The organism is Pseudomonas sp. JAI120, assembly GCF_014207255.1.
In the GTDB taxonomy this organism is placed as follows: Bacteria; Pseudomonadota; Gammaproteobacteria; order Pseudomonadales; family Pseudomonadaceae; genus Aquipseudomonas.
The window spans coordinates 974,054-997,712 of sequence record NZ_JACHCZ010000001.1; the positions used below are offsets into that span (position 1 = coordinate 974,054).

The 23,659-nt window shown below is 61.8% G+C and carries 23 protein-coding genes; 11 read left to right on the forward strand and 12 right to left on the reverse strand.

What is annotated here, in order from left to right:
- Positions 1 to 70: 70 nt before the first annotated feature.
- Entirely contained in the window at positions 71 to 1,225 is a 1,155-nt protein-coding gene (locus HDC32_RS04435) for a DUF1624 domain-containing protein (protein WP_184742684.1), read from the forward strand.
- 71 nt (positions 1,226 to 1,296) lie between these two features.
- On the opposite strand, the gene metE is transcribed toward HDC32_RS04435, so the two are convergent.
- The gene (metE, locus tag HDC32_RS04440; protein ID WP_184742686.1) at positions 1,297 to 3,585 is read right to left on the reverse strand and encodes a 5-methyltetrahydropteroyltriglutamate--homocysteine S-methyltransferase; all 2,289 of its coding nucleotides are present in this window, start codon (positions 3,583 to 3,585) and stop codon (positions 1,297 to 1,299) included.
- A gap of 342 nt (positions 3,586 to 3,927) precedes the next feature.
- Between metE and HDC32_RS04445 the strand changes: the two genes are divergently transcribed.
- Positions 3,928 to 4,419, forward strand: a complete 492-nt coding sequence (locus HDC32_RS04445; RefSeq protein ID WP_184742688.1) for a GNAT family N-acetyltransferase — start codon at positions 3,928 to 3,930, stop codon at positions 4,417 to 4,419.
- Between the two features lie 14 nt (positions 4,420 to 4,433).
- Here the strand turns inward: HDC32_RS04445 and HDC32_RS04450 are convergent, their stop codons facing one another.
- From HDC32_RS04450 to HDC32_RS04480, 7 genes are all read right to left on the reverse strand, one after another.
- Positions 4,434 to 5,753, reverse strand: coding sequence for an OprD family porin (locus HDC32_RS04450; protein WP_184742690.1), 1,320 nt, complete (start codon positions 5,751 to 5,753; stop codon positions 4,434 to 4,436).
- A gap of 150 nt (positions 5,754 to 5,903) precedes the next feature.
- The gene (locus tag HDC32_RS04455) at positions 5,904 to 6,737 is read right to left on the reverse strand and encodes a phosphodiesterase (protein WP_145338453.1); all 834 of its coding nucleotides are present in this window, start codon (positions 6,735 to 6,737) and stop codon (positions 5,904 to 5,906) included.
- Between the two features lie 10 nt (positions 6,738 to 6,747).
- Positions 6,748 to 7,779, reverse strand: coding sequence for an ABC transporter ATP-binding protein (locus tag HDC32_RS04460; RefSeq protein WP_184742692.1), 1,032 nt, complete (start codon positions 7,777 to 7,779; stop codon positions 6,748 to 6,750).
- A complete protein-coding gene (locus HDC32_RS04465; RefSeq protein WP_184742694.1) occupies positions 7,776 to 8,570 on the reverse strand; it encodes an ABC transporter permease subunit in 795 nt (264 codons plus the stop codon). The genes HDC32_RS04460 and HDC32_RS04465 overlap by 4 nt, the downstream gene beginning before the upstream one ends.
- Positions 8,567 to 9,385 (reverse strand): iron ABC transporter permease, encoded by an 819-nt coding sequence (locus tag HDC32_RS04470; RefSeq protein WP_131699896.1) that lies wholly within the window; start codon positions 9,383 to 9,385, stop codon positions 8,567 to 8,569. The genes HDC32_RS04465 and HDC32_RS04470 overlap by 4 nt, the downstream gene beginning before the upstream one ends.
- Entirely contained in the window at positions 9,386 to 10,390 is a 1,005-nt protein-coding gene (locus HDC32_RS04475) for an ABC transporter substrate-binding protein (protein WP_184742696.1), read from the reverse strand.
- On the reverse strand, positions 10,374 to 11,393 hold the full coding sequence (locus HDC32_RS04480) for a LacI family DNA-binding transcriptional regulator (protein WP_184742698.1): 1,020 nt from the start codon (positions 11,391 to 11,393) through the stop codon (positions 10,374 to 10,376). The genes HDC32_RS04475 and HDC32_RS04480 overlap by 17 nt, the downstream gene beginning before the upstream one ends.
- Before the next feature lie 355 nt (positions 11,394 to 11,748).
- On the opposite strand from HDC32_RS04480, the gene HDC32_RS04485 reads away from it, so the two are divergent.
- Together HDC32_RS04485 and HDC32_RS04490 are read left to right on the forward strand one after the other, a co-directional pair.
- Positions 11,749 to 12,846 carry a carboxynorspermidine decarboxylase gene (locus HDC32_RS04485; protein WP_141155330.1) on the forward strand — a complete coding sequence of 366 codons (1,098 nt, stop codon included), beginning with the start codon at positions 11,749 to 11,751 and terminating at the stop codon, positions 12,844 to 12,846.
- A 28-nt stretch (positions 12,847 to 12,874) separates the two neighbouring features.
- Positions 12,875 to 14,119 (forward strand): saccharopine dehydrogenase family protein, encoded by a 1,245-nt coding sequence (locus HDC32_RS04490; RefSeq protein WP_184742700.1) that lies wholly within the window; start codon positions 12,875 to 12,877, stop codon positions 14,117 to 14,119.
- A 131-nt stretch (positions 14,120 to 14,250) separates the two neighbouring features.
- Here HDC32_RS04490 and HDC32_RS04495 read toward each other — a convergent pair whose 3' ends face one another.
- Positions 14,251 to 15,030: an IclR family transcriptional regulator gene (locus HDC32_RS04495; RefSeq protein WP_027607245.1), complete on the reverse strand. Its 780-nt coding sequence runs from the start codon at positions 15,028 to 15,030 to the stop codon at positions 14,251 to 14,253.
- Positions 15,031 to 15,245: 215 nt separating this feature from the next.
- On the opposite strand from HDC32_RS04495, the gene HDC32_RS04500 reads away from it, so the two are divergent.
- From HDC32_RS04500 to HDC32_RS04525, 6 genes are all read left to right on the forward strand, one after another.
- On the forward strand, positions 15,246 to 16,028 hold the full coding sequence (locus HDC32_RS04500; protein ID WP_184742702.1) for an ABC transporter substrate-binding protein: 783 nt from the start codon (positions 15,246 to 15,248) through the stop codon (positions 16,026 to 16,028).
- The gene (gene ehuD, locus HDC32_RS04505) at positions 16,025 to 16,693 is read left to right on the forward strand and encodes an ectoine/hydroxyectoine ABC transporter permease subunit EhuD (protein ID WP_184742704.1); all 669 of its coding nucleotides are present in this window, start codon (positions 16,025 to 16,027) and stop codon (positions 16,691 to 16,693) included. The genes HDC32_RS04500 and ehuD overlap by 4 nt, the downstream gene beginning before the upstream one ends.
- Positions 16,690 to 17,442 (forward strand): amino acid ABC transporter ATP-binding protein, encoded by a 753-nt coding sequence (locus tag HDC32_RS04510; RefSeq protein WP_184742706.1) that lies wholly within the window; start codon positions 16,690 to 16,692, stop codon positions 17,440 to 17,442. Before ehuD ends, HDC32_RS04510 begins: the two co-directional genes overlap by 4 nt.
- A complete protein-coding gene (locus tag HDC32_RS04515) occupies positions 17,439 to 18,707 on the forward strand; it encodes an FAD-binding oxidoreductase (RefSeq protein ID WP_184742708.1) in 1,269 nt (422 codons plus the stop codon). The genes HDC32_RS04510 and HDC32_RS04515 overlap by 4 nt, the downstream gene beginning before the upstream one ends.
- A 126-nt stretch (positions 18,708 to 18,833) precedes the next feature.
- Positions 18,834 to 19,604, forward strand: coding sequence for a methanethiol S-methyltransferase (gene mddA / locus HDC32_RS04520; RefSeq protein WP_184744095.1), 771 nt, complete (start codon positions 18,834 to 18,836; stop codon positions 19,602 to 19,604).
- A gap of 367 nt (positions 19,605 to 19,971) precedes the next feature.
- Positions 19,972 to 20,211 (forward strand): DUF6124 family protein, encoded by a 240-nt coding sequence (locus HDC32_RS04525; RefSeq protein ID WP_131699891.1) that lies wholly within the window; start codon positions 19,972 to 19,974, stop codon positions 20,209 to 20,211.
- Between the two features lie 37 nt (positions 20,212 to 20,248).
- Here the strand turns inward: HDC32_RS04525 and glsB are convergent, their stop codons facing one another.
- Positions 20,249 to 21,157 (reverse strand): glutaminase B, encoded by a 909-nt coding sequence (gene glsB, locus HDC32_RS04530; protein ID WP_145338449.1) that lies wholly within the window; start codon positions 21,155 to 21,157, stop codon positions 20,249 to 20,251.
- A gap of 55 nt (positions 21,158 to 21,212) precedes the next feature.
- Entirely contained in the window at positions 21,213 to 21,557 is a 345-nt protein-coding gene (locus tag HDC32_RS04535) for a hypothetical protein (RefSeq protein WP_090402992.1), read from the reverse strand.
- A gap of 91 nt (positions 21,558 to 21,648) precedes the next feature.
- Here HDC32_RS04535 and HDC32_RS04540 point away from each other — a divergent pair, with 91 nt between their 5' ends.
- Positions 21,649 to 21,984 carry a hypothetical protein gene (locus tag HDC32_RS04540; protein ID WP_032889532.1) on the forward strand — a complete coding sequence of 112 codons (336 nt, stop codon included), beginning with the start codon at positions 21,649 to 21,651 and terminating at the stop codon, positions 21,982 to 21,984.
- Between the two features lie 199 nt (positions 21,985 to 22,183).
- Here the strand turns inward: HDC32_RS04540 and HDC32_RS04545 are convergent, their stop codons facing one another.
- Complete coding sequence (locus HDC32_RS04545) at positions 22,184 to 23,659, reverse strand: FGGY family carbohydrate kinase (protein WP_184742710.1); 1,476 nt, start codon at positions 23,657 to 23,659, stop codon at positions 22,184 to 22,186.

Consider the following 23,659-nt stretch of genomic DNA (forward strand, 5'->3'; position numbering starts at 1 on the left):
AAGCACGGCAACGCGCAAATTAATGTTATAGGATAACGCCAACTTTCCGCCCTGCCCTGTGATCCTGCCCATGACCGATGCCGTTCCCCTGCGCCAACGCCTGCTCTCCATCGACGCCCTTCGCGGCCTGGTGATCCTGTTCATGCTACTCGACCACGTGCGCGAAACCTTCCTGCTGCATCGGCAAGTCAGCGACCCGATGAGCATCGACAGCACCGAGCCCGCACTGTTCATAAGCCGCACCCTCGCCCACCTGTGCGCGCCGGTGTTTGTGTTGCTCACGGGCTTGTCCGCGTTTTTATACGGCCAGAAATACCAGGGCCGGCGCGATGTGTCGGCGTTCCTGTTCAAGCGCGGGCTTTTCCTGGTAGTGCTGGAATTCACCCTGGTCAACTTCGCCTGGACCTTCCAACTGCCGCCCAGTGTGATCTACCTCCAGGTGATCTGGGCGATTGGCATTAGCATGCTCGCCCTCGCCGCCCTGGTGTGGTTGCCGCGCCTGCTGTTGATCGGGCTGGCGCTGGTGATCATCGGCGGGCACAACCTGCTGGATGGGTTGCACTTCGATCCAGGCTCGGCGCTGCATACTCCGTGGACGATCCTGCATGAACGCAGTTGGATTGACGTGTCCGACACCCTGCGCCTGCGCACGACCTACCCGGTACTGCCGTGGATCGGCGTGATTGCCCTGGGTTACGGCCTGGGACCGTGGTTTGCCAATGCCACGCTGCCTGCCGTGCGCCAGCGCTATTTGCTGGTCGGCGGTATGAGTGCGTTGGTGGGGTTTGTGCTGTTGCGTGCGCTCAATGGCTACGGCGAGAAGCCCTGGCAGGTGTATGACAGCGGCGTGCAGACGCTGATGAGCTTTTTCAACGTCACCAAGTACCCGCCTTCGCTGCTGTTCCTGGCGCTGACCCTGGGGATTGGGCTGTTGCTGTTGCTGGCGTTTGAACGCGTGGGGCATCGACGCTGGATCGGCGTATTGGCGGTGTTTGGTGCGGCGCCGATGTTCTTTTATCTGCTGCATCTTTATGTGCTGAAAGTGCTGTATGTCGCGTGTGTTGCGCTGTTTGGCCTGAACCATGGCAACTACTTTGGCTTCGAGAATATCAGTGCGGTGTGGCTGGTGGCGTTGGTGTTGCCCCTGGCGCTCTACCCGCCGGTGCGCTGGTTCGCCGGGCTCAAAGCGCGGCGGCGCGATATTACCTGGCTCAAATACCTCTGATCTGACATGGACTAAATATGGGAGGGGCGGTGCGACGATACGACTTGCCCCCTCCCACATTTTTTACGATATCAAGCCAACTCAGCGCGTAGCTGGCGAGCTGCAGTGACCATGTGAATCAACGCCGCCTCCGTCTCCGGCCATCCGCGTGTCTTCAACCCGCAATCCGGGTTCACCCACAAGCGCTCGGCGGGAATCCGCTGGGCGGCCTTGCGCAGCAGGTTGGCCATTTCCGAGGCATCCGGCACCCGTGGCGAGTGGATGTCGTAGACGCCCGGGCCGATGTCGTTGGGGTAGGCGAAGGCTTCGAACGCGTCCAGCAACTCCATGTCCGAGCGCGAGGTTTCGATGGTGATCACGTCGGCATCCATGGCGGCGATGGACTCGATCACATCGTTGAACTCGCTGTAGCACATGTGCGTGTGGATCTGGGTTTCATCGCGCACTCCCGAGGCGCACAGGCGGAACACTTCGGTGGCCCAGTCCAGGTACCCTTGCCACTGCGCCTGGCGCAACGGCAGGCCTTCGCGGAACGCGGCTTCGTCAATTTGTACGATATGAATGCCGGCGGCTTCCAGGTCGACCACTTCGTCGCGAATCGCCAGGGCCAGTTGGCGGGCCTGCACTTCGCGGCTCACGTCTTCACGCGGGAACGACCACATCAGCATGGTCACAGGGCCGGTCAGCATGCCCTTCATCACCCTGCGGGTCAGGCCCTGGGCGTAGCGGATCCACTCCACCGTCATCGCCTTCGGGCGGCTCAGGTCGCCGAAGATCACCGCCGGCTTCACGCAACGCGAACCGTAGCTCTGCACCCAGCCAAAGCGGGTGAACACGTAGCCGTCCAACTGCTCGGCGAAGTACTCGACCATGTCGTTGCGCTCGGCTTCACCGTGCACCAGCACGTCCAGGCCGAGGTTTTCCTGCACCTCGACGGCGTGACGAATCTCGCTGTGCATGGCTTCGACGTATTCGGCCTGGCTCAACTTGCCTTGCTTGTAGGACTGGCGCGCCAAGCGGATTGAGGCGGTCTGCGGGAACGAACCGATGGTGGTGGTCGGGAACAGCGGCAGCTTCAGGCCCGCACGTTGTTTCTCGATGCGCTGGGTAAACGGCGACTGGCGCTGGCTGTCCTTGCGGGTAATCGCCGCCACACGCGCTTGTACCGCAGGCTTGTGGATACGCGCAGAGGCAGCGCGGGCCGCCTGCACGGCGCGGCTTTCAGCCAGGGCGGCGAGGACGTTGGGCGCTTCGGGCTGGTTAACCGCTTGCGCCAGCACCGCCACTTCAGCGCATTTTTGCACGGCGAACGCCAGCCAGCTTTTCAGCTCGGCATCCAACTGGTCTTCACGGCCCAGGTCCACCGGGCTGTGCAGCAAGGAGCAGGACGGCGCCACCCACAGGCGATCGCCCAATTTCTCATGGGCGTGCTGCAAAGTGGCCAGGGCGTTTTCGAGGTCGCAACGCCACACGTTACGGCCGTTGACCACGCCCAGGGACAGCACCTTGTACGCCGGCAGGCGGTCAAGGATGGTCGGGTACTGCTCCGGCGCACGCACCAGGTCGATGTGCAGGCCATCCACCGGCAGGTTTGCGGCCAGGCCCAGGTTCTCTTCCAGGCCACCGAAGTAGGTCGCCACCAGCTTTTTCAGTGGGTCGCGCTGGATCAGGTTGTAGGCCCGCTCAAAGGCGTTTTTCCAGTCCTGCGGCAGGTCGAGGACCAGGATCGGCTCGTCGATCTGCACCCATTCCACGCCGAGGTCGGCCAGGCGTTGGAAGATCTGGCCGTACAACGGCAGCAGGCGCTCAAGCAGGTCGAGCTTGTCGAAGTCAGCGCCCTTGGCCTTGCCCAGCCACAGGTAGGTCAGCGGGCCGATCACCACCGGCTTGACGGTGTGACCCAGGTCGAGGGCTTCCTGCACCTCTTCGAATAATTGCTCCCAACCCAGGTGGAATTGCTGGTCGGCACTGAATTCAGGCACCAGGTAGTGGTAGTTGGTATCGAACCACTTGGTCATTTCCTGGGCGTGGGCACCGCCGCAGCAGCTGTCGCTGACGCCACGGGCCATGCCGAACAGGGTGTCGAGGGTGGCATGGCCATCGGTCGGACGAAAACGTTCGGGAATCACGCCGAACATCAGCGAGTGGGTCAGCACCTGGTCGTACCAGGCGAAATCACCGGCAGGCAGCAGCTCAATGCCCGCCTGCTTTTGCAGATCCCAGTGGGCCTTGCGCAGTTCACGGCCGACCGCACGCAGACCGGCTTCGTCAAGCTCGCCCTTCCAGAACGCTTCCTGCGCTTTTTTCAGTTCACGATCGCGTCCAATGCGCGGAAATCCGAGGGAATGAGCGACTGCCATGACTTACAACTCCAGTGTCGATAGATATGGCAGCCATTGTCGACATACACCCATAGTGAGACAAACTCATTTTATTCCTGACGATCACAAGTTCTACTCATGTTGTGAGCAATGAATAGATCAATCCATTGCTGTTCGCACCCATCTACTGCGCTTACCATGCGCTTAAACAAATCTTCAAATGAGTACCCTTGATCAAAACCAGCCTCGCCACAGCTACAGTGCCAGCCACGCTACTTCGGATAGGTCCCGACAGGGATGTCATTACCCAAGGCAGTTGCCTCTGCAACGCAATCAGCTATGAGATCGCAACAACGCTCAAGGCCTACACAAAGAGTCCCTATGAAGCCCTCCAGCGAAGACCTTTCGATACGTAGACTGGAAGAACTCCCAGACGAGATCCACACGTTGGAAGCGCAGGCCATTGCCGAAGGGTTCAGGTTCCTGACGCGCCTGATCACAGAGTGGGAAGCAGGCGCCAATCGGTTCGAGCAACCGGGCGAGTACCTTTTGGGCGTGTTTTGCCAGAAGCAACTGATTGCAGTCGGCGGCGTTTCCCGTGATCCCTACGCCGGCTCAACAGTGGGCCGACTGCGCCGGGTATACGTTACTCCCGAAATGCGAGGGCGAAACGTGGGTAAGGCTCTGGTGCAAGCATTGCTGGATTGCGCCGCAGTGAAATTCCAAGATGTGCGTTTATCTACCGATACACCCGAAGCCGCAGCATTTTATCTGCGCTGCGGTTTTCATCAGATCAGCGATGACACCGCGACGCACGCACTATCACTGAGCGCCCACTCGGCCCCCTGTAGGAGCGAGCTCCTACAGAGGTGAGGGGCTCAGCGGTACTACATCAACGGAATCGAATAACTCACAAACACCCGATTCTGGTCCTGGTCCCGCGCCACTTCACTGCGTGACACGCCGTTACGCCAGCCGAACCCGACGTTCTTGAATGTGCCGCTCTGCACCACGTAATCCAACGAGATGTCCCGCTCCCACTCGCTGGCATCGTTGCCGCTGGTGGTGAGGATGTGCTCGCCCTTGAGGTACATCACCGAGGCCTTAAGGCCCGGTACACCCAGCGACGCGAAGTCGTAGGCGTACTGGGCAAAGGCGGTGCGTTCGCCGGCCTGGATGAAGGTCTGCACGGTACGGTCGGTGTAGAGATACAGGCTGGCACCGCCCTCGCCTTTGTTCACCAGGCCGCCCTGGTTGAGTTGGGCGAAGTTGCTGTCGTCCGAGACTTGCTGGTAGCCGGCGGTGATCGCGTGCGGACCCAGGGAGTAGATGAACGCAGCGCTCCAGGTGTTGTTGTCGATTTCACCGTTGCCGTTCTTGGTATAGCCGCCGAGCTTGTAGCCTTCGGCACGGCCGGCAGCACTGCTGTTTTTGCCGTCGGAGCGGGTATTGAAGTAGCGCAGGTCGGTTTTCAATGAGCCGTATTCGCCCAGCGGCAATACATGTATCAGTCCAGCGAAGTGTTGTTGGTAATAGTCTTCGAGGTTGGCGTAGTAGTACTGGACCATCAGGTCCTTGGTCAGCTGGTAGTCCGCACCGGCGTAGGTGAATTTATTGCTTTCCTGGGTACCGCCCGCCGCTGCCAGGCCACTGCGGTCGCTGGAGCCGCGACCGGTGGTGTGCTCAAGCTGGCCGCCGACCAGGGTCAGGTTGTCGATGTCCTTGCTGGTGACTTGCCCGCCTTCGAACGACTGCGGCAACAGGCGGCCGTCGTTGCTCACCAGGATCGGCAGGTTCGGGCGCTGGTAGCCGTAGCGCGCTTCGGTCTTGGCAAAGCGCGCCTTGGCGGTGGCACCGCCACGGGCCCAGTTGTCCGTGGCCTTGCCGTCTTCGGTGGGGATCATCGAGCTGCCGACATGGCGCGCGGCGCTGCTGTCGAGGGTCACGCCGAGCATACCGATGGCGTCCAGGCCAAAGCCGACGGTGCCGTCGGTGAAGCCCGACTGGTAGTTGAGGATAAAGGCCTGGCCCCACTCTTCGGTCTTCGACGGTGCCGCCGTGCCGTCGCGGTTGTCGTTATTGAAGTAGAAGTTACGCATGCTCAAGTTGGCTTTGCTGTCGCTCAAAAAGTCAGCAGACGCCAAGGGGCTCAGGGCAATGCCCAGGCCGCCGGTCAATACAGTTAATACATTCAACGTGGCTTTCATCAGGACGAACTCCGGCGCGGAATCCAAGTTCCGGGCGCAAAAAATGGGCAGCAGGATGCCGTCGGCCAAACGTGACGTTGACCGGGGCGTTAACGGTTGTTCAGTTGCTTAGTTGTTAGCTAGTTGAGTGAAGTGAAACCTCCGTAAACCTCAGTCAATCAATCCATGAGCGTCATAAAACGGATACGGTCCAGGGTAATCCCCGAACACACCGTTGTGGCTGATCAAGCCGTGTTGCGCATCCCAGCGATGCAACAAATACCCCGCCGGTTCCAGGTTGAAATGCGCGGGCGCGGCGTCTTGCAGGTCCAGCACAATCTGATGGGAGGTGCCGGGGCACACACAACTCAAGCTGCCGCCAAAGCGTCGCTGCATCGGCCGGTGCAGGTGCCCGCACAGCAGGCGTTCCACTTGCGGGTGGCGCGCCACGACGCGCTCCAGTGCGGCGGCGTTGATAAAGGCTTCGCGGTCCATATGGCCGATGCCGCTGATAAACGGCGGATGGTGCAGGATCAGCAACGTGGGCGCGTCCGGCCGTCGTGCCAGTTGCGCGTCCAACCAGTGCAATTGGCTGTCCAGTAGCTGGCCGCCGTGCCCTCCCGGGATAGTCGAGTCCAGGCCGATCAAACGCAGCGGATGCTCGTCCACCACCCAGTCCAACGGCCCCTCTGCCGACAACGGCAAATAGGCGTGATCACGGAATGCCTCGAGCAACGGAGCGCGTGTGTCGTGGTTGCCCGGCACCAGGTAGCACGGCATGTGCAGGCGCGCGAGTTCAGGGTGCAGCACGGCGTATTCATCGGCGCGACCGAAGTCCACCAGGTCACCGCTGACCACCACGATATCGGGCCGGGGTTGGCTGGCGTTCAAATGGTCGACGGCACGGCGCAGCGCGCCCAAGGTATCCACCACCCCATACGTCAGGCGCTGGCCGGCTTTAAGGTGCAGGTCGCTGATTTGCGCAACAAGAAACGGACGATTCACAAGCAAACTCTCACGCATTCAGGGTGAACAACATTTGCGGCGCAATCGCCAGGGCAATCGGCGCGCCGACGGCGTACAGGTGGTTGTCGCTGCTGTCCACCAGCAGCGGTTGCGGGCCGCCTACGTCCACCAGCAGGCGGCTTTGGGCGCCCTGGAAAAACTGCGCCAATAGATGGCCGTGCAAGTGCCCTTCGCTCTCCATCACCCGCAGGTGTTCGGGGCGGCAGTACACGGTGTTGGGCACGTCGGCGGCCTGCCACGGCAACTCGCCGCCGCAGACTTTCAGGCCATGGGCGGTTCGCGAGCTGACGGCAAAGGCATTGAGGTTGCCGACAAAACCGGCGACGAACGCATTGGCCGGTTTCTGGTAGATCTCCCGTGGGCTGGCCAGTTGCGCGACGCGGCCGTGCTCCATCACCAGGATACGATCGCCCAGGGCCATGGCTTCGCCCTGATCGTGGGTGACAAATACCGAGGTGATACCGAGGCCGCGCAGCAGTTCATTCAATTCGCTGCGCAAGCGTTCGCGCAATTGCGCATCGAGGGCCGCCAGCGGTTCATCCAGCAACAGCACTTTGGGGCGCGGCGCCAAGGCACGGGCCAAGGCCACGCGTTGACGCTGGCCACCGGACAATTCGTGGATGCTGCGCTTGCCGTGATTTTGCAGGCCCACCAGCTCCAGCAGTTCCTCGCAACGCTTGTTCCGCGCCAGCGGCGCCATGCCGCGAATCTTCAAGCCGTAGACGATATTGCCGGCCACATCGAGGTTGGGAAACAGCGCGTAGTTCTGGAACACCATGCCCACGTCGCGGCGCTCGATGGGCAGGCGGGTGACGTCGTCGGTGCCGAAAAAAACCTGGCCCACATCCGGGCGTTCCAGGCCGGCAATCAGGCGCAAGGTGGTGGTCTTGCCGCAGCCGGACGGGCCGAGGATCGCCAGGGTTTCACCGCCTTCGACGGTCAGGTTCAGGTCATGCACAGCCACGGTGCCATCGGCGAACGCCTTGCGACAGCCTTGCAGGCGGATAGTGATAGCGGTCATCGACGCTCTCCACGGGACAAACGAGCGCTGATGGCCTGCAACGCAATCAGCAGCGGCACGATCATCAGCAAAAAGATAAGGGTGTAGGCGCTGGCGATTTCCAGGCGCGCCGAGGCGTAGCTGTCGGCCAGGCCCACGGGCAATGTCTTGGTCATGGGTGTGTGGAGCATCCAGGTCAGGTTGAATTCGCCCAACGACAAGGTCACCACCATCAGCACGCCGGCCAGAATCCCCGCCCGGCAGTTGGGCACCACCACGCTGAAAAAGCGCTTGATCGGCCCGGCGCCCAGACTGGCCGCCGCCTCTTCCAGCACCGGCAGTTGCTGGCGTTGCATCACCGCCATCACCGGACGTGCCAGGAACGGCAAGGTGAACAACACATGGCCCACCAGGATGAACAACCAGCTGCTGCGAAACGTGCCGAACTGGCCGTAGGTGAGCAGCAACGCCAGCGCACTGGCCAGTCCCGGCATCGCCACCGGCAACACCATCAGTTCTTCGAAGGCACGGCTGAAGCGGTTGTTCATGCGCACCAGCGCATACGCCGCCGGCACGCCGATCACGCAGACACACACCGCGCACGCCAGCGCCAGTTGCAACGACAGCCATACGGTGGGCGAATAGGCCTGCCATACCTGGATCAGCCAGTCGAAGGTCAGGCCGCTGGACAGGCCGACGAAGAAATTGCGCGTCAACCCGGCCAGCAACGACATCAGCACCGGCACCAACATGAACGCGCACACCAGCAAGGTGAACAGCAGTTGAACCACAAACAGCGATGAGCGCTTCACAAGACAGTCCCCGCATTTTTCACCAGGCGTCGCGTGAGCAACAGCACCGCCCAGGTCAGCGCGCCGAGCACCACCGACAACGCGGCGGCGACGGCAAAGTTGGCGTAGTTGGTGAATACATTGTAGATCGCCACCGGCGTTACATTCAGGCGCGTGCCCAAGGTGAACGCGGTGCCGAAGGCGCCCATGGACGTGGCGAAGCAGATCGCGCCGCAGGACGCCAACGCCGGCGCCAGGCCCGGCACGATCACGTCGCAGACCACCCGCCAGTGCCCTGCTCCCAGCGAATGCGCGGCCTCTTCCAGGCTGCGGTCGAGGCTTTCGCACGCGGCCATCACCGTGAGGATCACCCGGGGAATCGAGAAGTACAGGTAGCCGACAAACAGCCCGGCCAGCGAGTAGGCAAAGATCCAGCGCTCACCGGCCAACTGCAGGCCCAGTGACGCCAGCAGCCCCTGGCGCCCGGCCAACAGGATCACCAGGAAGCCCACCACCACCCCCGGAAACGCCAGGGGAAACGTGAGCAAGGCCACCAACGCCGAACGCCCGAAAAACTGCTGGCGCGCAAGGAACACGCCGCTGATGCCGCCGATCAACAACGCGGTGAACGTCACGACGATGGCCAGCACGCAGGTCTGCGCCAGGCTGCCCAGATACTGCGCGCTACTGAGCACCTGCCAATAGCCGCTGCCGTGGCTGTCGCGGCTTTCGGCGCCGAGCACCATCAAGTGCGCCAGCGGCAACAGCCAGAATGCGAACAGCACCGCAAAGGCCGGGGCCAGCGCCCAGGCCGCCTGTTTTGCCGATGCAGCCACTTACTTGACCTCGTTCAGGTAACGGGCGGCGAAGGCTTCCTGCACAGCGGCCATTTTCTGATAGTCCACCACACCGGCGCGGGCGTAATCGCTGTCGGGCAGGAACTGCGCGGCGACGTCGGCCGGCATGGTCACCGGGCGTACCGGGCGCAAGTAAGCCTTGGCCCAGAGTGCCTGGCCTTGGTCCGACAGCACGAAGTCCAGCACCTTCTCGCCATTGGCGCGGTGCGGCGCGTTGGCCACCAGGCTCATCACATAAGGCACGCTGATGCTGCCTTCCGTGGGAATCACGAAGGCGACGTTGGCGTTATCTTTGTAGCGGGCGCGGTAGGCGTTGAAATCGTAGTCCACCAGGATGGGCAACTCGCCGGACAGCACCCGCGCATAAGCGGTCTGCTTGGGCACGATAGGCGCGTTTTTCGCCAGTTTCTGGAAGTAGTCGATGGCCGGTGCAAAGTTGTCCAGGTCGCCGCCCATTGCGCGGTTGATCGCCACGGCAGAGACGTAACCGACGAAGGCGCTGGACGGGTCCAGGTAGCCGACCATGCCTTTGTATTCAGGCTTGAGCAGGTCGGCCCAGCTTTGCGGCACCGGCAGGCCACCCAATGCATCGACGTTGACCATGATGCCCAAGGTGCCGGAGTGGATCGCAAACCACTGGCCGGCGGGGTCTTTCAACCCGGCGGGGATCTGCTCCCAGCCCTTGGGTTTGTAGCCATCGACCACGCCGGCCTTTTGCGCCTGCAAGCCGAAGGTCACGCCGTAATACACCACGTCCGCGACCGGCGCGGCCTTTTCGGCCACCAGTTGCGCCAGGGACTGGCCGGAGTTCTTGTTGTCCAGCGGCACCTGCACACCCGTGTCGGCGGCGATGGCCTTGAGCTGGGTGCCCCAGTCGGCCCAGTCCGGCGGGCAGTTGTAGCAAATAGCCGTGTCGGCGGCCTGGGCCAGGCTGGCCACACCGCACAGCAGCACGGCTGCCAGGGTTTTACTGAATGCGCGCATCAAGGGACTCCTCAAACGGTTGGGTACTTTCGCCCGGCCGGATATGGCAAGGCAGGCAATGGGAAACCGGGTCATTCCCGGCAATCTGTGCCAGCAGTTGGTCGATCACCGTGCTGGCCAGCAGCGCGATGGGCTGCACCACGCTGCACAAGGTCGGGTGCATCTGGGTGCCGAGGGCGATGCCGTCAAAGCCCATCACCGACAGTTGCCCAGGTACATTCCAGGCATTGCGGCGCAGCTCGGCGATCAGGCTGATAGCCAGGAAATCGTTGGAACACACCAGCGCACTGGGGGCGTCGGGGCCGTTGAGGTACGGCCGGATGGCGGCGAAGTCGGCCTGGGTATGCGCGGGCATTTCGATCACCGCGCGGCTGTTGAGGCCGTGTGCCTTCATCGCATCGCAATAACCTGCGTAGCGCAGGCGTGCGCGGTCGGACTGCAAGGCGGGGCCGGCGACCATGCTGATGCGTCGATGACCGGCCTCCAGCAGGTAACGCGTGGCCAAGGCCATGCCCGCGCGGTTGTCCACCGACACGGCGCTGTAGTTGGGGTTGCTTGGTTGGTGATAGGCCAGCACGAACGGGGTTTTTTCGGTATTCAGGCTGCTGAGCACGCTGTTGCTTTCGGCATCGGTGACCGTCAGCACCAGGCCATCGACGCGCTGGCGCAGCAGTTCTTCCACCACAATGCACTCGCGCTCGCTGCTGTAGTCGGTGGTCGCCAGCACCAGGCTGTAGCCACGCAACCGCGCGGCACGCTCCATGGCCTGGAACTGCTCGGCGAACACCGGGTTGAGCAGGTTGGGCACTACCACGCCGATCAACTGGGTGGTTTGCAGGCGCAGTTGGCGCCCGAGCAGGTTGGGCCTAAATCCCAACTCACGGGCGGCGGCGAACACCTGCTCACGGGTCGCCGGGCGCACCTGGTCGGGGGAGGCAAAAGTGCGGGCGGCGGTCGCGCGGGATACGCCGGCCAGTCGCGCGACGTCTTTCAAATCAGTCATGGTCACTCGCTTGAGATCGATCTCATTGGCGAGGACAGTAACGGCGGAATGTGGCAGGAAGGTGGTGGGGAGATGACGGTTTGATGGCAGTGAAGCAAAGTCACACAGGCCAAAATGTGGGAGGGGGCTTGCTCTCGATGGCGGTGGATCAGCCCGCCAATAGGGTGCCTGACACACCGCTATCGGGAGCAAGCCCCCTCCCACACCGGGACAGTGCATATCCTTAGATAGTCATACTCCGGGGCTATGCTTGAAAAACCGGCGTGCAAAATCCGCCGGCTAACCTTTCGATTCGATCCAAGTGCGGGCACAATGCGTGTCCTTTTTTGGCAGGCACCACCGCAGGCTCTCAAAAATGATCAAAACGCCGTACTACCTCATCGATAAACAGAAGCTTCTGGTCAACATGCAGAAGATTGCTTACGTGCGCGAGCAGTCCGGCGCCAAGGCCCTGCTGGCGCTCAAGTGCTTTGCCACCTGGTCGGTGTTCGACCTGATGCAGGAATACATGGACGGCACTACCTCGTCGTCGCTGTATGAGTTGAAGCTCGGTCGCCAGAAGTTCGAAGGTGAGGCGCACGCCTACAGCGTGGCCTGGGCCGACGACGAAATCGAAGAGATGCTTGATAACTGCGACAAGATCATCTTCAACTCCATCAGCCAGCTGCAGCGTTTTGCCGAACGCAGCGAAGGCAAGACCCGCGGCCTGCGCGTCAACCCGCAGGTGAGCAGCTCCGACTACCTGCTGGCCGACCCGGCGCGTCCGTTCAGCCGCCTGGGCGAATGGGACCCGGTGAAGATCGAAGGCGTGATCGAACAGATCTCCGGCTTCATGTTCCACAACAACTGCGAGAACGGCGACTTCAACCTGTTCGACCAGATGCTGAACACCATCGAAGAACGCTTCGGCGCGCTGCTGCACAAGGTCAACTGGGTCAGCCTCGGCGGCGGCATCCACTTCACCGGTGAAGGCTATGCCATCGACGCCTTCTGCCAGCGTCTCAAGGCGTTCTCGCAGAAGTACGACGTGCAGGTCTACCTGGAACCCGGCGAAGCGGCGATCACCAACAGCGCTTCCCTGGAAGTCACCGTGCTCGACACCCTCTACAACGGCAAACACCTCGCCGTCGTGGACAGCTCCATCGAAGCTCACCTGCTGGATCTGCTGATCTACCGCCTCAACGCCAAGCTGGCGCCGAGCGAGGGTGAACACACCTACATGGTGTGCGGCAAATCCTGCCTGGCCGGGGACATCTTCGGCGAGTATCAATTTGATCGTCCGCTGGCCATCGGCGATCGGCTGTCGTTCATCGACACCGCGGGCTACACCATGGTCAAGAAAAATTGGTTCAACGGCCTGAAAATGCCGTCCATCGTAGTGAAACAACTCGACGGTACAGTCGAAGTGGTTCGTGAATTTGGTTACGACGACTACCTGTCCAGCCTTTCGTAAGCTGGCGGATATAGGAGAAATAAAGCAATTGAAAAAGAACGTTCTTATCATTGGTGCAGGAGGTGTCGCCAAGGTGGTGGCCCACAAGTGCGCGCAGCACAACGACGAACTCGGTCGTATTGCTATCGCGTCGCGCAACATCTCCAAATGCCAGGCCATCATCGACAGCGTCAAGGCCAAGGGTAGCCTCAAGGTTCCCGCCGACATCCAAGCCTTCGCGCTGAACGCCCTGGACGTGGAAGCGACCAAGGCCCTGATCCGCGAGACTGAATCGCAGATCGTCATCAACGTGGGTTCCGCGTTCCTCAACATGTCGGTACTGCGTGCCTGCATCGACACGGGCGTTGCGTACCTCGACACCGCCATCCACGAAGAGCCGGGCAAGGTCTGCGAGACCCCGCCGTGGTACGGCAACTACGAATGGAACCACCTGGGAGAGTGCAAACAGAAGAACATCACCGCCATCCTTGGCGTGGGCTTCGACCCGGGTGTCGTCAACGCGTATGCCGCGCTGGCGCAGCAACAGCATTTCGACCGCATTGATTCGATCGACATCCTCGACGTCAATGCCGGCTCCCATGGCAAATACTTCGCCACCAATTTCGATCCGGAAATCAACTTCCGCGAATTCACCGGGCAGGTGTGGAGCTGGCAGAACAGCCAGTGGACCAGCAACACCATGTTCGAAGTCAAACGCACCGACGACCTGCCGGTCGTGGGTTCGCAGAACCTCTACCTCACCGGCCACGATGAAGTGCACTCGCTGTCGAAAAACCTCGACGTGCCCAACGTGCGTTTCTGGATGAGCTTCGGCGAACACTACATCAACGTGTTCACCGTGCTGAAAAACCTCGGCCTGCTCTCCGAGAAGCCGGTCACCACCGCCGAAGGCCTGGAAGTGGTGCCGTTGAAAGTCGTCAAGGCAGTACTGCCCGACCCGTCTTCGCTCGCCCCGGGCTACACCGGCAAGACCTGCATCGGCGACCTGGTCAAAGGCACCAAGGACGGCCAGCCGCGCGAGATGTTCATCTACAACGTAGCGGATCACGAAGAAGCCTACGTAGAAACCGACAGCCAGGGCATCTCCTACACCGCAGGTGTTCCACCGGTAGCCGCCGCGCTGCTGGTAGCCCGTGGCGAGTGGGATGTGAAACACATGGCCAACGTCGAGGAACTGCCGGCTGAGCCGTTCCTCAAGGCATTGGACGTAATGGGCCTGCCAACTCGCATTAAAGACGAGAACGGTGATCGGGCCTGGGATGCGGTGGCCTGACAGGCCATAGCGAACCGAACAGAATGTGGGAGGGGGCTTGCCCCCGATAGCGGTGGATCGGCAAGCAGTTGCTCGCTGACACGCTGCCATCGGCGGCCGGCCCCCTCCCACATTTGCATCTACATTGCCGGTTATTCCAGGTTCCGCGCCGAGTTGCTCAGTGCCCTGGAGCACTGCAACAGCGCCGGCGCCAGCTGCTTCTCCGCATCCGCCCTGCTCCACCGACTGGTCGGCGCCACCACATGCACCGCCGCCACCGGCCGGCCATTGGCGCCCAGCACCGGCGCGCCGATGGTCATGTCGCCGAGGAACAGCTCCTGGGCATTCACCGCATAGCCCTGCTCGCGCACCTGCTGCAACGATTCCAGAATGCCCGCCACGTCCGTCAACGTCTGGCTAGTGTGTGCCACCCGCTGGCTGTGCTCGATCAGCGCCAACGCCTCCTCCTGCGGCAATGCACTCAAATACGCCCTCCCCGACGCCGTACAGTACATCGGCACCCGCGAGCCGATCGGCATATGCACCGGTACAAAACCCGCGCTGACAAAGCGCGCGATATAGGTCATGTCGTAGCCCGCCGGCTCGGTCAGGCACGAGGTCTCGCCGGTCAGCCGGGTCAGTTCCGACAGAAACGGGTTGGCCACCTCGATCAGTGAATGCGCATCCAGGTAGCTGAACCCCAACTCCAGCACCCGGGGGGTGAGTTGGTAATGCCGTGTGCGGGAGTGTTTCCGAAGGTAACCCAGGCTTTCGAGGGTAAACACCATGCGCTGGGCCGAGCTTTTGGTCATGCCAGCGGCCTCGGCCACCTCTGCAAGGCTCATGCTGCGGCGCTGGGCGCTGAATGCCTTGAGCACCGACAGGCCTTTTTCCAGGGATTGGTTGTGCAGACTGTTGCGTTCTTCGGACATGGAGGACTCGCGATCAAGTGGGTCAGGCGTGGCGATATTACTACCCCAAATAACAAAAATAGACCATAAAATATCGCATATCGATACGAATGGTTCATTTTTTCGATTTTATATAGCGTAATTCGATTTATTTGAATCGAAATGGCACAGAGCTTGCGATTTCATCGGCAACCGCTCGCGGTACTGACTTTCCGTTTTCCTTCTGGAGTAGCCCGATGAACAGTCTTTCGCCCTTGTTTCGCCGCCTTGCCTTCGGTGTGTGCGCCACACTCTGCGTCAGCACCGCGCACGCAGAAAGTGCGTCCACGTACAAAGTCGGTGCAACCGCCAGTGGGTCGCCGTTCACCTTCCTCGATATCAAGACCAACAGCATCCAGGGCGTGATGGTCGACGTCGCCGAGGCCGTGGGCAAGGCCGGCGGCTTTACCAGCCAGATCGAACAGACCAACTTCGCCGCGCTGATCCCCTCCCTCACCTCCGGCAAGCTCGACTTCATTTCCGCCGGCATGCTCAAGACCGAAGAGCGCACCAAGGTCGTCGACTTCAGCGCCCCGGTGTACGCCTACGGTGAGGGCCTGATCATCAATGCCGACGACAGCGCCGCCTACCCCGACCTCACGCCGCTCAAGGATCAGGTGGTCGGCGTACAGGCCGGCACGGTGTTCTACGACCAACTGAACAAGCTGGGGATCTTCAAGGAGATCCGCACCTATGACTCCATCGGCGAGATGGTCCGCGACCTGTCCCTGGGGCGCATCAAGGCGGCGGTCGGCGACCAGCCGGTGGTGGCCTACCAGATTCGCCAGAAACTGTTCAAAGGCGTGAAGCTCGCCCCCGACTACCAGCCCACCAACGTCGGCGAAGTCTGCCTGGTGGTACGCAAAGGCGATGCGCAAACCCTCGGGCGCCTGAACACCGCCATCGCCAGCATCAAGGCCGACGGCACCCTGGACAGCATCCTCAAGAAGTGGGGACTTGATACCCAGGTGCGCCCATGAACCCGGCCGAGTTCCTGCAAAACGCCCAGGACTTCCTGCCGATTCTGCTGCAGGGCGCCTGGGTGACGATCCAGATCACCGCGCTGTCGTTCCTGCTCAGCAGTGCGATCGGCCTGGTGCTGGCGCTGCTCAAGCTGTCGCCGATTCGCACGCTGTCATGGGTGGCCAGCACCATCATCAACGTGATCCGTGGCCTGCCGATCATCGTGCAGCTGTTCTACATCTACTTCGTGCTGCCGGACATGGGCGTACACCTCACGGCGTTCTACGCCGGGGTGATCGGCATGGGCATCGCCTACTCGGCATACCAGGCCGAGAACTTCCGCACCGGCATCATCGCCGTGGAACAGGGGCAGCGTGAAGCCGCCGAAGCCCTGGGCATGCGCTCGGCGCTGATGATGCGCCGGGTGATCCTGCCCCAGGCGTTTCGCATCGCCCTGCCGCCCTACGGCAACACCCTGGTAATGATGCTCAAGGATTCGTCCCTGGTGTCCACCATCACCGTCGCCGAGATGACCCGCCAAGGCCAACTGATCGCCTCGTCGACCTTCCAGAACATGACCGTCTACACCCTGGTCGCCCTGCTCTACCTGCTGATGAGCCTGCCGCTGGTGTATGGCCTGCGTCGTATGGAGCAGCACTTGGGGCGGAGGAAAAAAGCATGATCGAGATTCGTCAGTTGCAAAAACATTACGGCAGCCACCGCGTCCTGCACGGCGTCGACCTCGACGTGGCCAAGGGCGAAGTGGTGTGCCTGATCGGCCCCTCGGGCTCGGGCAAATCCACCCTGCTGCGCTGCATCAACGCGCTGGAAGCCTACGATGGCGGCCACATCAACGTGTTCGGCGAAACCGTGCAACGCGGCAGCAAAACCGTGCACGTGTTGCGCAGCCGCATGGGCATGGTGTTTCAGCGCTTCAACCTGTTCCCCCACCGCACCGTGCTGGAAAACGTGATGGAAGGTCCGGTGTACGTCAAAGGCGAACCGCTCAAGCAGGCCCGCGAAGAGGCCCTCGTGTTGCTGGACAAGGTGGGCCTGAGCGCCAAGGTCGACGCCTACCCCGAACAGCTCTCCGGCGGCCAGCAGCAACGCGTAGCCATCGCCCGCGCTCTGGCGATGAAACCTGAAGCCATGCTGTTCGACGAACCCACCTCGGCCCTCGACCCGGAACTGGTGGGCGATGTCCTGGCGGTAATGCGCACCCTGGCCGACGAAGGCATGACCATGATCGTGGTCACCCACGAAATGGGCTTTGCCCGCGAAGTGGCCGACCGCGTGTGCTTCCTGCATGGCGGGCACATCGTCGAGAGCGGCCCGGCCGAGCAGGTGCTGGGCGATCCACAGCATGCACGTACCCAGGACTTCCTGCGGCGCGTGCTGCACCCCACTGGCAATACGCGGAGCCTGTCATGAAATCATTGTGGTCGGCGACGGCGCCCTCCGTGGTGCCGACGCCTGCGCTGGGTGAGTCGGTGAAAGTGGATGTGGCGATTGTCGGCGCAGGGTATACCGGCCTGTCGACAGCCCTGCATCTGGCCGAACGCGGGGTCAGCGTGTGCGTGCTGGAAGCCAATGAGCCCGGCTGGGGCGCATCGGGACGCAATGGTGGGCAGGTCAACCCGACGCTCAAGTACGACCCGGAGCAACTGGTGCAGATGTATGGGCCGGAGCAGGCCGAGCCGTTGATCTCGACAGTGTCGAACTCGGCGGACCTGGTGTTCACGTTGATCGACAGGCACGGCATTGATTGCGCGCCGGTGCGCAAAGGCTGGATGCAGGTGTCGTACACTCAAAAGGGCGTGGCCGGCCTGCATGCGCGAGCCGAGCAATGGGCGCGGCGCGGCGTGCCGGTGCAGCGCCTGGATGCGGTGGCGGTGGCATCGCGCATGGGCAGTGAGGCATTCGCCGGCGGCTGGCTGGATGGCCGCGCCGGGGCGATTCAGCCGCTGGCGTATGCCCGTGGGCTGGTCGGCGCGGCGTTGGCGGCGGGTGTTCGGATTCACGGTCACAGCGCAGTGACAGGGTTACAGCGCCAGGGCCCGGGATGGCAACTGCAGACCGCTGGTGGTGCGCAGGTGATGGCCGATCAAGTGGTGCTGGCCACCAATGGCTACAGCGGCAGCCTGTGGCCGGGCATGGCGCAGAGCATCCTTGCGGCGAACAGTTTTATCGTCGCCACCAAACCGCTGCGTGGGCGAGCGGCAGAGAACATCCTGCCGGGACAGGAAACCGTGTCCACCGCACAACGGCTGCTGCTGTACTTTCGCAAAGACAGTCATGGACGCTTACTGATGGGCGGACGCGGGTTGTTCAACGACCCCACGTCACCGGCCGATTTTGCCCACCTGGAGCGATCCCTGGCACTGCTCTTTCCGCAATTGGGCCCGCTGGAGTTTGAGTACCGCTGGGCCGGGCGTATCGCAATCACACGGAACTTCATGCCCCATGTCCACGAACCGGCACCGGGGCTGACCTTGGCGCTGGGCTGCAATGGCCGCGGTATCGCATTATGTACCAGCCTGGGGCAGCAACTGGCCGGGCGGTTGTGCAACAGCCAGGCTGAATTTTCCTACCCGGTCACGCCGCTGCAACGCTTGCCGATGCACGGGTTGCAGCGGTTTTACATTGGTGCGGGGGTGGCTTGGTACAGCTTGTTGGATCGGCTCAATATCAGCTGAGTCCTAATTGCAGGGGCGCTGAAACCCGTTATCCCTCACAGGTCCTTTGGTACGCAAAACCCGCTAGGCTTAGCCATGGACTGGCTGACCTGCGGGTTTGCTGTCTATTCATCCTGTGGGAAAGGCATGCTCATGCAACTCGACAACACTCGCACTGCCCGTGTCATCGGGCTGGTGTACAGCACCTGCTGCTATTTTGCGTTCCTGTTCACGTGCTTATATTTGATCGGCTTCGTCGGCAGCGTGGCGGTGCCCAAGAACATCAACGATGGCCCCCTCCTCGCTTGGCCAGTCGCCGTGCTGATCAACTGCGCGCTGATCCTGCTGTTCGGTGTCCAGCACACGGCCATGGCGCGCAAAGGCTTCAAGCAGTGGCTGGCGGCATTCATGCCTGCGCCGGTTGAACGTTCCACGTATGTACTGCTCAGCAGCCTGGTGCTTGGGTTGATCTTCTGGCTATGGCAACCCATCACGCTCACGGTGTGGGAGGTCGAAGGGACCTGGGCCAAGGCCCTGTTGATCGGCTTGTTCTGGATGGGCTGGGGTATCGCGCTACTGTCGACCTTCCTGATCAATCACTTCGAGCTGTTCGGACTCAAGCAAGCCTTTGACCGTTGGCGCGACACTGCACAGAAAGCCCCCGTCTTCACAACACCACTGTTCTACACGATCGTGCGCCACCCGCTGTACCTGGGCTTCCTGATCGCCTTTTGGGCAACGCCGTACATGACGGCCGGGCACCTGCTATTTGCGACAGGAATGACGGTTTACCTCTTCATTGGCGCCGGCTTTGAAGAAAAGGATCTGGTGGCATTGTTTGGAGAGCGGTATCGGCGATACCAGCAGGAGGTGGGCATGATTTTGCCGTGGTCGAAGTCACGCAAAAAAGGATGCTGACTAGCCGTTTGTGGCGAGGGAGCTTGCTTCCTCGCCACAGGATGTAGCGTCTGGCCATGAGCCCCCTAGGACTTATCCCACGACTGTTTCAGGTTGTCGCTCGGAACTTCCCTGACTAACCTCTCCGCCGTCGCTGCCAATTCAGCGGCCGGATTTGACCGTCCGACCTTGTTAACGAGCTGCTACGCCCTGCACCTATCCCAGGCGTTTTTTTTGTGCCTGAGGTATCGTGTCGCGGCAGTTGTGCGCGGGATACCTTCGGGTATGCCGGGTTCGTTGACAACCGGTCGGTCAACCCGCGTACAGCTGCCACCCTCTTCGTTTGACCGCGAACGCTGGCGGCTCCACTTGTCGACGGAGCTTCACCATGATTAAAGACAGCCCCAATCCCCCAGAAAAACTCTTCACCGTGCGCCCCAACCTGGGCACGGAAACCCTGCTGGTCAACGCGTCCCAGGATCTATCCTCCATCACCGACATCGCCACTCACCTGGCCTTTGAAGTCGACGGTACGCAACGCAATGTAGCGTTGGGCATCTGCCGAATGCTGGAAGGTGTGCAACTGTTGGTGGACAAAGCATTGGATGACGCCCATCCAGCGGCATGACACTCAGATGATCGTTCCCATGCGCGTGGGAACGATCTCAAAACACCGACCACCCAATCCGCTCACTCAACAACTCCAACGCCTTGATCCCCGCCAGCGAGTTGCCCGCCGCGTTCAACTCCGGCGACCACACGCACACCGTAAACTGCCCCGGCACCACCGCGACAATGCCGCCGCCCACACCGCTCTTGCCCGGCAAGCCCACGCGATAGGCAAAATTGCCCGCCTCGTCATACAGCCCGCTGGTGGCCATGATCGAGTTGACTTGCTTGGTCTGCCGCGCGGTAAGGATCTGTTCGCCGCTGTGGGCACTGGTGCCCTCGTTGGCCAGGAAGCTGAACGCCTTGGCCAGGTCCAGGCAGCTCATCTGCAGGGCGCAGTAGTTGAAGTAGCTGTGCAGCACCGCATCCACTTCGTTGTGGAAGTTGCCGAAGGACTTCATCAGGTAGGCCATGGCCGCATTGCGTGCGCCGTGCTGGGCTTCGGAGTCGGCGACGACGCTGTTGACCAGGATCTGCGGGTTGCCCGACAGGCGCCGCACGAAGTCGCGCATCGACAGGATCGGCACGGCAAAGCGTGATTGGTTGATGTCGCAGATCACCAGCGCGCCGGCATTGATGAAGGGGTTACGCGGGCGGCCGCGTTCGAATTCCAGTTGCACCAACGAGTTGAACGGTTGCCCCGAAGGCTCGTGCCCCAGGCGTTCCCAGATGGTTTCACCGCCGTGGTCGATGGCCTGCACCAGGCTGAACACCTTGGAAATGCTCTGCACCGAGAACAGCGTATCGGCGTCACCGGCGCGGTAGGCCGAGCCGTCATTGCCGTACACCGCGATGCCCAGCTGGTTGGCCGGTACATCGGCCAGCGCGGGAATGTAGTCGGCGACTTTGCCGAGGCCGATCAGGGGGCGCACTTCGTCGAGGATCGACTCCAGCAGCGCCTGCATGTCTTGTCCTGTCATCTGTCTTTGAATCGGTGGAAAGCGGGGTGCGGAGGATACTTCAATGGGCGCGGAAGCCCCACACAATCTCCACCACCCGCTCGGCCACCACCAGATAAACCAGGATCAGCAACAGCTGCAAGGCCAGGTGATAACGCAGCTTGGCCAACCGGCGAATGCCATCGCTGACGTTCAACAGCATCAGCACTGTCGACAGAATGATCAGTCCCCACCCCGCCACGCTGGAAGCAAACACCCCGATAAACAGGTCCTGCTGCCCCACGAGGGTATTGGTGCCCGCCGCAAACAACAGCGCGCACACCAGCAGGTTTTTGACGTTGTCGAAGATCTGCGTGCTCAGGTCGTTTTCCAGCAGGGCCACATACCGCTTCCATAACGTGCGCATGAGTCATTACCGGTTAGGGATCGCTCGTCAATCAAAGTAGTCCATATGCCCGTACACTGCACCGCTGCGCTTACTCCACGAGGACTTTTGCATGAAATTGATGATTGGCCTGGCCGCTTTACTGCTGGTATCGGCCTGTACCACGACCCCACCCGCCCAGGACGCTGCGGCGTCCACCTGCCTGGCAGGCGGCGGTACCATGAAGCAAGTCGGCAAGCTGCAGAGCTGGAAATGCATCACGCCGTACAAGGATGCGGGCAAGGCATGTACCGATTCGAGCCAGTGTGAAGGCGAGTGCCAGACCAGTGTCACCACCCAGTCCGGCAACGGCCCTGTGACCGGCGCGTGCCAGGTGGATAACGGCCACTTCGGCTGCTCGGCGACGGTGGAGAAAGGCAAGCTCGGCCGAGCGATCTGCGTGGACTGAGTCACACCACCGAACCTATTCGGCGCGCGGGGCCAGGAAACCGTGCGCATCGGTCACCAGAAATCCTCCACGCTGATCACCCTGCCGATGCATTCTTCAAGGCGGGGTTGTTGCCGAAGGCGGTGGATGCCAAGGATGTACAGACCTGGCGGCCTTGAAGGCTTGCACCGCCCCTCCCACAGTTGGTTTGCATATGACGTTAGAAGAGTGTGCGGGCCAGAGCCTTTTTCCACTCTGCGTAGCGCCCGGCCATCGCCGGATCCTCCTGCGGCTCAAAGCGCTCGCGCTGGCGCTCCAACTGCCCCAGCGCCGTATCACTCGCCCACAGCCCCAACGCTCGTCCCGCCAGGTGCGCTGCGCCCAATGCCGACACCTCCGGCGACAGGCTGCGCACCACCGGGCGTTGCAGCAGGTTGGCGAGGAACTGCATCAGCCAGCGGTTGCGCGTGGCGCCGCCATCCACCCACAGTTCCTTGAGCGGGCTGCCGATGTCTTGCTGCATGGCTTCGAACACATCGCGAATCTGATAGCCGATGGATTCCAGCGACGCGCGCAGGATGTGCGCGCCGGACGTGGCTTCGGTCAACCCGCAGATCAGCCCACGGGCGTCGGCCTTCCAGTGCGGTGCGCCGAGGCCGGACAGCGCCGGTACAAAGTACACGCCGCCGTTATCCGGCAGTTGCGCGGCCTGTTCGGTCAAGGCGTCCAGGGACTCCCCGGCCACCAGGCGCGACGCCCACTGCACGGCAGCGCCGGTATGGACGATATTGCCTTCCATGCCGAAGGTGGGTTGGCTGCCGTCATGCCAGGCCAGGGTGGTCGACAGGCCATGGGTGGAGGCAATCGGCCCACTCATGGGCGTCATCAAGGACGAACCGGTGCCGAGGGTGGCCTTGACCAACCCCGGCGCAAAACCGCCCTGCCCGTACAGCGCCGCATGGGAATCGCCGATCATCGACATCACCGGGATACCGGCGGGCAAGCCGCCCACGGCGACCGTTTCGGCGAAGAACCCGGCGCTCGGCTGGATCGGTGCCAGGGCCGCAGCAGGAATGCCGAACAGCGCCAAAAGCTCAGGATCCCAGGCACAGGTATGTAGGTTGAACAGTTGGGTGCGCGCGGCGTTGGAATAGTCGGTGGCAAACACCTGGCCGCCGCTGAGTTGCCACAACAGCCAGCTGTCGACCGTGCCCAGGCAGATATCGCCCGCAGCAGCGCGGGCGTGGCCATCCTCAAGGTGATCGAGAATCCAGCGGAATTTGCCCGCCGAGAACATCGGGTCCAACGCCAGCCCGGTCTTTGCCAGGATCAGCGCTTCATGGCCCTGCTCATGCAGTTGCGTGCACAACGCCGTAGAGCGTCGGCATTGCCAACTGATGCACGGCGACAATGGTTCACCGGTATGCCTATCCCAAGCCACCACCGATTCACGCTGGTTGCTGATCGCGAGCGCAGTGATCGGACGATCCACCTGGGCCAGGCATTCTTCAATCGCCGCCAATGTGTTTTGCCAGATCAGCGACGGGTCCTGCTCGGAAAACCCGGCCTGGGGATGGCGGATGCTCAAGGGCCGCGAACCGCGCGCTATTACCTGGCCAAGTTCGTTGACCAGGACTGCCTTGGCGTTGCTGGTGCCTTCATCTATCGCAAGGATCAGCGGGGTGTTGTTATTCAT